Here is a 9,104-nt window from a genome sequence, read left to right as displayed (position 1 = left end):
CTCGTCGCTGATGTCGATCACGGGCTGGTAGCCGTACTCGGGGGCGAGCATCGCGAGGGCGGCCTGCACGTCGACGCGATGATCGCCGGACCGCACGAGCAGCGGATGGGGCTGCGCGGGCGCGAGCCCGGGCGCGAACGTGCCGTCGACGAGGAGGCCCCACACCTGCTCGTAGGGCACGTGGCCGACGAGGTCCTCGATGTCGACGCCGCGGTAGCGCAGTGCGCCGCCTTCCTTGTCTGGCTCGGCGATCGTCGTGGCGAAGGCGACGACGCCCTCGAGGCCGGACTGGACTTCACTCATGCGGCAAACCCTTTCACGTTCGGATCTCAGTTCGGTGACGCTGCAGCCGCAGCGCCGGCGAGCCGAAGCTCGCGACGTTCGTTGCGGGCGGTCTCGTCGACCACCAGCGGCGCCAGGACGACGAACGCCGTGGCGGGAGCAGCGGCCGCGAGCGCGAACCCCAGCTGCCACGAGGTGGCGGCGACGAGGGCCCCGAACGCCGCCGGGGCCACCACGGTCCCCATCGCGACGATCGTGTTCTGGAGGCTCATGGCGACACCCGCCCGGTGCCGACCGGAGATCTCGCCGGCGGCGGTGAACGCGAGCCCGTTCCAGCTCATCGTCGACACCGTGGCCGCCAGGCCCAGCGGGATGGACACCCACGACCCGGTGCTCGCGAGCACCGCCAGGCCGGCGAGCAGGAGCGCGTTGCGGCGAGCGATCGCCCGCAGCATCGGCAGCCGCGCCCCGGCGCGGTCCGAGCGTCGGCCCGCGACGATCCGTGCGACGGCGCCACCGACCTGGGTCGCCGCGAGGGCTCCGGCGGCCAGGCCCGGCGACCAGTCGTGCACGTCGACGAGCCACAGCACCAGGAACCCGATGAGGACGGCCTGCGCGATCACCAGGAGGGCGCTGCCCGCACCCAGGCGCCACGCCCGCGGGTCTCGCGTCGGGGGCGGCTCGTCGGCCATGGCGGCTGCTGCTGCCGCGGCCCAGTCGGGCAGGGGCGGGGGCGGACGCAGCCAGATCGCGGCCGCGATGGCCGCCGCCGCCGTCACGGCGCTCAGCCCGAGGAAGGCGAGCTGCAGACCGCCGAGCGCCGCGAGCGCGGGGAGCCCGAGCGCCGCGACCGCGCCGCCGAGGGGCAGCGCCATCTGGCGGATCCCGAGCGCGAACCCACGCTCCCGACGAGGGAACCACCCCATCACCGCCCGACCGGACGCGCCCGTCGCGCTGGCGCCGAACATGCCCGCGAGCACGAAGGCGAGGAGCAGCATCGGATACGTGCGGACCGAGGCCGCCAGGAGCAGCGCGCCGGTCACCCCGCAGAGTCCGACGGCCATGACCCGGCGCTCGCCGATGCGGTCGCTGAGCATGCCCCACGGAACCAGCGTCACGAGCACCCCGACCCCGAGGGCGGTGAACGCGAGGCCGACCTGCGACAGCGACAGGCCGTAGGCGGCGCGGAGTTCGGGGGACACCGCCGGCAGGCCCATGCGCAGGGAGTTGAACGCGCCGGCACCGAGCGCGCCGACCCCGAGGACGACCCAGCGGTAGCGCCCGGGCGCGAAGACGAGCGGACCGACGGCAGGCGTGCTCATCCCTCCGTCTCCTGCCGTGCCCGGGCCCGGTGGCGCCGGGCCTTGGCGACGTTGCCGCAGGTGCGCATCGAGCACCAGCGACGCCGGCCCCCGGGGGAGCGGTCGTAGAACCGGGCGCTGCAGTCCTCCGCACCGCAGATGCGGATGCGCGCCCGCGCGTCCGCCTGACCCAGCATCCGTGCGGCGTCGAACGCCAGCACGCCGAGCGCCCGCCGAGGGGAGTCCGCGGCCGGCCGCTCGCCGAGCACGGGCACCCCGTGCTCCCCGAGAACGAGCTGCGGGCGGGCGCCGGCGAAGACGAGCCAGTCGTCCACGAGCGCGACGGCGTCCTGGGGCGAGGCGGTGCCGTCGATCGCCGCCACCACCAGCGTGTCGAGGGCCTCCCGCAGGTCACGTGCCTCGTCGAGGACCCGGCGCGGGATCCGCGCGGGCACCTGCTCCATGAGGCCGGCGGCCACCAGCCACTGCCCGAGGTCGTCGACGCTGCACAGCGTCTCGACCTGCCGGCGCCACCGTTCCCGGAGCGTGTTCACGAGGTCCAGCGAGGGACGGCCGCCGAGCCAGTACCAGTACGGCGCGCCGGTCCGCAGCGGCAGGTCGAGCGACTCGGGGAGGTCGACGTCCTGCTCGGTGATCTCGCGAACCTGCATAACCACATGATAGCAGTCAACCGGTTACGTCGTCGCGGAGGACCTCGTGCGGCGGGTAGGCTCGACCGCATGCCCGAGACCGCCGCCGATCTGCTCTTCCGCCCCGTCACCGAGCTCGCAGCACACGTGCGCAGCGGCGCGCTGTCCAGCCGCGAGCTCGTCCAGACCTCGCTCGACCGCATCGACGCGCTCGACTCCGAGCTGAACGCCTTCGTCGACGTCTACGCCGAGGAGGCGCTCGCGGAGGCCGACGGGATCACGCGCGACGACCCCCGGCCCTTCGCCGGCGTGCCCATCGCGATCAAGAACAACCGCGCGATCGAAGGTCGGCGCCTGACCTTCGCCGCGGACCTCATGGGGGACTTCATCGCCCCGGCCGACCACAACACCGTGCGGCGCCTGAAGGCCGCCGGCTTCGTGATCGTCGGCTCCACCACCCTCCCGGAGTACGGCATCCTGCCGGTCACCGAGACTGCGCGGTTCGGGGCGACGCGCAACCCCTGGGACACCGACCGCACCCCTGGGGGATCCTCGGGTGGGTCCGCCGCGGCGGTCGCCTCGGGGATGGTGCCGATCGCGCACGCCAACGACGGGGGAGGCTCCACCCGCATCCCGGCGGCGTGCTGCGGCCTCGTCGGGCTCAAGCCCCAGCGCGGGCGCATCTCGCTGGCCCCCGACCTCGGGTACCAGTTCCTCGTGCAGGACGGCGTCCTCACGCGAACCGTGAGCGAGACCGCCGCGCTCCTGGACATCCTCGCCGGCTACGAGCTCGGTGACACCGCCTGGGCACCCGAGCCGGCGGTGCCGTTCTCCGAGGCCGCGGGACGCGAGCCGGGCCGCCTGCGGATCGCCGTCGTGACCAAGTCCCCCCTCGACAACGCGGTCCTCGACCCGGTCCATGCGCGCGCCGTGACCGACGCCGCCCAGCTGCTCGCCGCCGCCGGGCACGAGGTCGAGGAGGTCCAGGACGTCCCGTGGACGGTGCCGGGGGTGCTGCACCTGTTCACCGCCTCCTTCGGCCCCGCGCTGACCATGCAGATGGCGTTCGCGAGCATGGTCAGCGGGCGCGAGGTCACCGAGGACTCCATGGAGCCGCTGAGCTGGGCGATCTGGCAGCTGTGCCAGAACCTGGACGCCACGCAGGCCGCCCTCGCCGACGCCCAGCTGCAGGGCTTCGCCCGGGCGATCGTGAGCTGGTCCGCCCAGTGGGACGTCCTGCTGATGCCGTCCCTCGCCGAGGCCCCCGTGCCGATCGGGACGATCGACGCGTGCTCCGCGGATCCGATGGCGGACTTCGCCCGCTCCGGGCAGTTCACGCCCTACACCGCGATCTCCAACATCACGGGCTCGCCGGCGATCTCCGTTCCGCTCTACGACCGGCCCCAGGACGATCCCGACGCAGGCCTGCCGGTGGGGGTGCAGCTCGTCGGGCAACCTGCGCAGGAAGGCACGCTGCTCGCGCTGGCCGCCCAGCTCGAGCGGGCCGCCCCCTGGACGGACCGACGCGCCCCGGTCTCCTGACGGCGAGCTGGACCGGCCGACGCTCAAGCCGCGCCGAGCACCGCGGCCATGCGCCGCGGTGACACGCCCAGCCGCTCCGCGTCGGCCGTGCCGGACCGTGAGGTCATCGAGACCTCGAGCAGCTCGGCTTCGTCCCACGTGGCGAGCGCGCGATGCGAGACCAGGAGCTCGGCGGCCCGCAGCACGCGAGACGTGATCGCGGTCGGCACCGGCAGGATCGGCCGGGGGCGCCCGGCCGCGCGCACCGCGACGTCGACCAGCTCACGGCCCGTCAGCGTCTCGGGCCCCGCGAGCTCGTACCGGGCCGAGCGCGGGACCTCCGCGTCGTCGCCGCCCGCGGCGCGGATCTCCGCGCCGGCCGGGCGGTGCCCGAGCACGCTCATCACGCAGTCGGCGGCGTCGTCGGCCCAGATGGGCTGGAACAGCGCGCGGCCCCGGCCGCTCATCGGCACGACCGGGAGCAGCGCGAGCCGGGCGATCAGCGTCAGCGCCGGATCGCCGGGCGCGTAGACGATCGACGGGGCGAAGATCGTGTGCCGCAGCCCGCTCTCGGCGACCGCCTTCTCGGCCAGCGCCTTGGACCGCAGGAACCGGGTGCGGTTGTGCGCGCTGGCGGACAGCGCGCTGAAGAACACGAAGTGCTCCACCCCGGCCTTCTCGGCGGCCGCCACCATGCGCCAGGTCGCGATGCCCCCGAGCTCCTCGATCGACCCCTGCGGCTGGTCACGGCTGGCCGCCGCGAGGTGCACCACCGTCGTGACGCCCCGCAGCGCGTTGCGGAAGGACGGCGGGTCGGCGAGGTCACCGAGCGCGATCTGGACGCGCACCCGCTCCGGGCCGAGTCGCTTGGGGTCACGGACGAGAACCCGCGTGGGGACGCCGGCGGCCGTCAGGCGTCGCAGCAGAGCGGCACCCGTGGTCCCGGTGGCACCGGTGAGCAGCAGCATCGTCCTGGAGGCTATCCGGACGGGCCGGGCGCGGCCCGGCGGTCAGAACCAGTGACGTTGCTCGGTGAACGGGTCCGCGTCGTTGTGGTACCCGTTCAGCTCCCAGAAGCCCTGCCGATCCTCCGGCATGACCTCGAGCTGCCGCAGGAACTTCGCCGACTTCCAGAAGTACCGGGACGGGACGAGCAGCCGCAGCGGAGCGCCGTGGTCGGGCTCGAGGGGCTCCCCGTCGTAGGTGTGCGCCACCAGCACGTCGTCGGCCATCAGGGCCTCGATCGGCACGTTCGTCGTGTAGCCGCCGTCGCTGTGCGCCATCACGTGCGTCCCGGTGGGCTTGACGCCTGCGCGCGCCAGCAGGTCCCGAACCCGGACCCCGGTCCAGGTGGTGTCGAGCTTCGACCAGCGCGTCACGCAGTGGATGTCGGTGGTCACCGTGACCTGCTCCATCGCCATCAGCTCGCCCCACCGCAGCGCGAACGGGTTCTCGACCTCGCCCCAGATCGACAGCGACCACGATTCGAGGTCGACCTTCGGGTTGCGGCCGACGGTCAGCACGGGGAAGCGCTCGGTCAGGTACTGGCCGGGAGGGACACGTCCGGGATCGACGCCCAGCTTGTCCGCCTGGCGTCGTCCGCGCTCGCCGATCATCTTCGATGTGATGCCCATTCGGGGGGTTCAGATAAGCCGCACGGGTGAGGGGTCTCAGCCGTTCCTGTCGTAGTATGACGACCGCATCTTGCCGTCTTAGAAACCCGAGGAGCACATGGCCTACGTCATCGCGGAGCCCTGCATCGCCACCAAGGACAACTCCTGCGTGGAGGTCTGCCCGGTCGACTGCATCCACCCGACGCCCGATGAGCCCGACTACGACAAGGTCGAGCAGCTGTACATCGACCCCGAGGAGTGCATCGACTGCGACGCCTGCGTCGAAGCCTGCCCCGTGGACGCCTGCTTCGCCGAGGACCAGCTGCCGGACGAGTGGTCCAAGTTCGTCCAGATCAACGCGGAGTACTTCGCGACCAAGTGACGGTTCGCCGCGCGCCCTCCGGCGCCGGCCCAGGACGCTGTACGCCGCACCCCGAGCGTCTCGGTCGCGACCGAGGCGCTCGAACGCATTAAGGTGGCACCGTGCCCATCACGAAGCTCTCCGTGCGCGTTCGCTCCAGCGCCCTCATCCTCGGCGCTGCCGCGACGATCGGCCTCTCGGCCTGCGGCGGCGATGACGACGACAAGGGCGCCAGCAAGGCGGACTACCAGAAGTCCCTGAACGCCTTCTGCGGCAATCTCACCGCCAAGCAGAAGTCGCTGCAGGCCGACGTCGAGAAGGTCATGAGCGGCAACGACCCCGCCGCGCAGGCCGCAGCGATGGCGAGCTTCCTGGCCGACTACGGCGAGACGCTCTCCGCGGAACGCAAGAAGCTCGAGGAGACCGGCGTTCCCGATGAGTACGAGCAGTTCGACGAGGAACTGGCCACAGGCATCGCGGAGATGGCGAAGATCAGCACCACGACCGCGGAGAAGGTCAAGGCGGTCGATCTCTCCGGCGCAGCGGAAGGCGACACGTCGGGTCTCACGGAGCTGCAGACGGCGCTGGGCGAGCTCTCCAAGCAGGAGAACCCCCTGAAGGAGCTGAAGGCTCCGGCGGATCTCGAGAAGGCCACCCCGAACTGCGCCGATCTCACGGACTGACGGGCGACCTCCACGGGGCGGGCACCTGCACCCGCAGGCGGCCGACGATCCCTTAGGCTGGCGTCATGGTGATCACGAACCTCACGGCGCGCGTCCGGTCCGGCGCCCTCATCCTCGGCGCAGCCGCGACGCTCGGTCTGTCGGCCTGCGGCGGCGACGACTCGAGCAAGAAGGACTATCAGGCGTCCCTGAACTCCTTCTGCGACGCCCTGCTGACGAAGCAGAAGTCGCTGGAGGGCGACGTCCAGGCGGCCGCCAGCAGCGCGGGCTCCGACCCGGCCAAGGCCGCGACCGCGCTGGGCGACGTGCTCGGTGACTACGGCACGACCCTGAAGACCGAGATCGGCAAGCTCGGCGAGGCCGACGTCCCGAGCGAGTACAAGGACTTCAACGACAAGCTCACCAAGGGCATCAACGACGTGGCCGGCATCGCGACCACCACGGCGGGCAAGCTCAAGGAGATCGACCTGTCGGGCGTCGCCAAGGGCGACACCTCGGGCCTGACGGAGCTGCAGGGCGCGCTGACCGACCTGTCGAAGCAGTCCAACCCGCTCGAGAACCTCGAGGCGCCGAAGGAGCTCAAGGAGGGCGCCCCGAAGTGTGACGAGCTCTCCAAGAGCTGACACCGGGCGACAGACCGCGTAGGGCGACGGGCGGCCGCAAGGCCGCCCGTCGGCGTTCACCCCCGGTGGCTCAGGCCATCGGGAGGGAGATGCCGGAGGCCGGCCCCGACGGGGGGATCACGTCGAGGGTCGGAGCGCTCGCCGACATCATGGGCAGGGGCGCCGGGGTCAGGGCGATCAGCCCGCGCGCCGCGTGCCGCACGGCCTGCGCGGCCGGGTCGTCCGGGTCGTGAACGACGAGCGGGAGGCCGGCGTCCGCCTGCTCGCGCAGCGGCATGGTGAGCGGGATCTTGCCGAGCAGCGGGACGTCGAGCTCGTCGGCGAGCGCCTGTCCTCCGCCCTCGTCGAAGATGGCGAAGCGCTCACCCGACGGCGTGGTGAAGCCGCTCATGTTCTCGATCACGCCGCAGATCTCGAGGTTGACCTTGTGAGCCATCTCGGCGCTGCGGCGAGCGACCTTCTGCGCGGTCGGCTGCGGCGTGGTGACGATCACGAACTTGGCCTGCGGCAGCAGCTGGCTGAGCGTCATCGACACGTCGCCGGTGCCCGGCGGGAGATCGACCAGGAGGTAGTCGAGCGCCCCCCACTCGACGTCCTCGAGGAACTGCGTGAGCGCCTTGTGCAGCATGGGCCCGCGCCAGACGACGGCACTGTCCTCCTGCACGAAGAACCCGATCGACATGACCTTCACGCCGCCGGCCTCCATCGGGATGATCTTGCGCGAGGCGCTGACGGGGGGACGCTGGCCACCCAGGCCGAACATGCGCGGGATCGAGTAGCCCCAGACGTCGGCGTCGAGGATGCCGACCGTCTTCCCGTCGGCCACGAGCGCCGCGGCGAGGTTGGCGGTCATCGAGGACTTGCCGACCCCGCCCTTCCCCGATCCGACGCAGATCACGTTCTGCACCTGGGCGAGCGCGCCCGCCGGGAGGGTGCCGCGACCGAGCTTGCGCTGCAACTCGCCCTTCTCCTGATCGCTCAGGACGTCGAACGCGACGTTGACGGCCTGCACGCCCTCCAGGGCACCGACGGCGTCGGCGACCGCGACCTGGAACTGGTTCTTGATCGGGCAGCCGGGCGTGGTCAGCGACACGGTCACGTCGACCGTGCCGGAGTCCTCGTGGATCTCGATGCTCCGGACCATCCCGAGCGTGACGATGTCCTCGCGCAGCTCCGGATCGATCACGGCGCGCAGGGATTCGAGGACGTTCTCGCGGGAAGTCATGGGCCCATTGTCTCAGACCCCGCCGGCGCGCCCCGTTCCACGGGACCCGCGGAACCCTCCGGGGTCCGAGCCCCTGAGGATTCCGCGGATCGGCGGGGAGCGGAGGAGAAAGACCTCGGGCCCGGTCCGAGGACCGGGCCCGAGGCCGAGGGAGGAGAGGGTGCTACGTCTGTCGACGAGATATGAGGTCGACAGATCTTCCGCCCGATGCGGCCCCTCTCCGGGACCGCGGCGGGAAGTTCGGGGTGGTCTTACCCTCAGACGAGGGAAGCGACACGCTCCTGGACGGTCTTGCCGGCCTTCTGGCCCGCGGTCACGCCGGTCTGCACCAGGTTCTCGACGCGAGCCGTGACGAACTCGGCGCGGGCCTGGACGTCACCGAGGTTCAGGTCCTTGGTGACCGTCTGCGCCTGCTTCTCGAGGTCGGCACGGAAGGCCTTGAGCTCCTTCTCGGCCTGGGTGCGGGTCTTCTTGACCTCGCGCTCGAAGCGCGTGCGACGCTGACGCAGCTCGCGCTCGACCTGGGTGCGGGTCTTCTTGACCTCGCGCTCGACCTTGTTGCGGGCGGTGGTACCGCGGCGCTCGAACTTCTTCAGCTGGGTCTCGAGCTTCTTCTGGCGCGCCTTGAGCTCCTTCTCAGCAGCAGCGCGGGTGCCGTAGCTGGCGCGCAGGTCCTCGACGGTGGCGACGAGCTTGTCGCGACCGATCAGCGCGGCGCCGACCGGCACGAGCACGGCCTTCTCGGCGTACTCGGAAACGGTCTCGACGGTGCCCTTGACCTCGGCGGCCTCGCTCTTGGCGGTGCTCTTGGCCTGGGTCTTGGCCTTGGTGGCGGCGGTCTTGCG

General features: G+C 71.8%; 11 protein-coding genes. 4 read left to right on the top strand and 7 right to left on the bottom strand.

The window, feature by feature from the left end; translation table 11 throughout:
* From ABYE80_RS12380 to ABYE80_RS12370, 3 genes are all read right to left on the bottom strand, one after another.
* Nucleotides 1–303, bottom strand: a 303-nt coding sequence (locus ABYE80_RS12380; protein ID WP_372790594.1) for a citrate/2-methylcitrate synthase, incomplete at its 3' end; no start/stop codon positions are given.
* Between the two features lie 26 nt (nucleotides 304–329).
* Nucleotides 330–1,604 (bottom strand): MFS transporter, encoded by a 1,275-nt coding sequence (locus ABYE80_RS12375; RefSeq protein ID WP_372790593.1) that lies wholly within the window; start codon nucleotides 1,602–1,604, stop codon nucleotides 330–332.
* Nucleotides 1,601–2,254 carry an ABATE domain-containing protein gene (locus tag ABYE80_RS12370; protein ID WP_372790592.1) on the bottom strand — a complete coding sequence of 218 codons (654 nt, stop codon included), beginning with the start codon at nucleotides 2,252–2,254 and terminating at the stop codon, nucleotides 1,601–1,603. Before ABYE80_RS12370 ends, ABYE80_RS12375 begins: the two co-directional genes overlap by 4 nt.
* Before the next feature lie 69 nt (nucleotides 2,255–2,323).
* Here ABYE80_RS12370 and ABYE80_RS12365 point away from each other — a divergent pair, with 69 nt between their 5' ends.
* Nucleotides 2,324–3,775 carry an amidase gene (locus ABYE80_RS12365; RefSeq protein ID WP_372790591.1) on the top strand — a complete coding sequence of 484 codons (1,452 nt, stop codon included), beginning with the start codon at nucleotides 2,324–2,326 and terminating at the stop codon, nucleotides 3,773–3,775.
* Between the two features lie 23 nt (nucleotides 3,776–3,798).
* Here the strand turns inward: ABYE80_RS12365 and ABYE80_RS12360 are convergent, their stop codons facing one another.
* A complete protein-coding gene (locus ABYE80_RS12360) occupies nucleotides 3,799–4,722 on the bottom strand; it encodes an NAD(P)H-binding protein (RefSeq protein WP_372790590.1) in 924 nt (307 codons plus the stop codon).
* Between the two features lie 42 nt (nucleotides 4,723–4,764).
* Nucleotides 4,765–5,388, bottom strand: a complete 624-nt coding sequence (locus tag ABYE80_RS12355) for a sulfite oxidase-like oxidoreductase (protein ID WP_372790589.1) — start codon at nucleotides 5,386–5,388, stop codon at nucleotides 4,765–4,767.
* Between the two features lie 97 nt (nucleotides 5,389–5,485).
* On the opposite strand from ABYE80_RS12355, the gene ABYE80_RS12350 reads away from it, so the two are divergent.
* The 3 genes from ABYE80_RS12350 to ABYE80_RS12340 all read left to right on the top strand — a co-directional run bounded on the left by ABYE80_RS12350 (nucleotide 5,486) and on the right by ABYE80_RS12340 (nucleotide 7,034).
* A complete protein-coding gene (locus ABYE80_RS12350) occupies nucleotides 5,486–5,749 on the top strand; it encodes a ferredoxin family protein (protein ID WP_372790588.1) in 264 nt (87 codons plus the stop codon).
* Nucleotides 5,750–5,850: 101 nt separating this feature from the next.
* Complete coding sequence (locus tag ABYE80_RS12345; protein WP_372790587.1) at nucleotides 5,851–6,411, top strand: hypothetical protein; 561 nt, start codon at nucleotides 5,851–5,853, stop codon at nucleotides 6,409–6,411.
* Between the two features lie 65 nt (nucleotides 6,412–6,476).
* Nucleotides 6,477–7,034: a hypothetical protein gene (locus ABYE80_RS12340; protein ID WP_372790586.1), complete on the top strand. Its 558-nt coding sequence runs from the start codon at nucleotides 6,477–6,479 to the stop codon at nucleotides 7,032–7,034.
* A gap of 70 nt (nucleotides 7,035–7,104) precedes the next feature.
* On the opposite strand, the gene ABYE80_RS12335 is transcribed toward ABYE80_RS12340, so the two are convergent.
* Together ABYE80_RS12335 and ABYE80_RS12330 are read right to left on the bottom strand one after the other, a co-directional pair.
* A complete protein-coding gene (locus tag ABYE80_RS12335) occupies nucleotides 7,105–8,259 on the bottom strand; it encodes an Mrp/NBP35 family ATP-binding protein (protein WP_372790585.1) in 1,155 nt (384 codons plus the stop codon).
* Between the two features lie 257 nt (nucleotides 8,260–8,516).
* On the bottom strand, nucleotides 8,517–9,104 hold a 588-nt coding region (locus ABYE80_RS12330; protein WP_372790584.1), incomplete at its 5' end, for a hypothetical protein.

Source organism: Paraconexibacter sp. (genome assembly GCF_041602235.1).
Lineage (GTDB): Bacteria > Actinomycetota > Thermoleophilia > Solirubrobacterales > Solirubrobacteraceae > Paraconexibacter.
The sequence above is the reverse complement of the archived record's forward strand: the minus strand, read 5'-3'. Positions and strand labels throughout refer to the sequence as shown.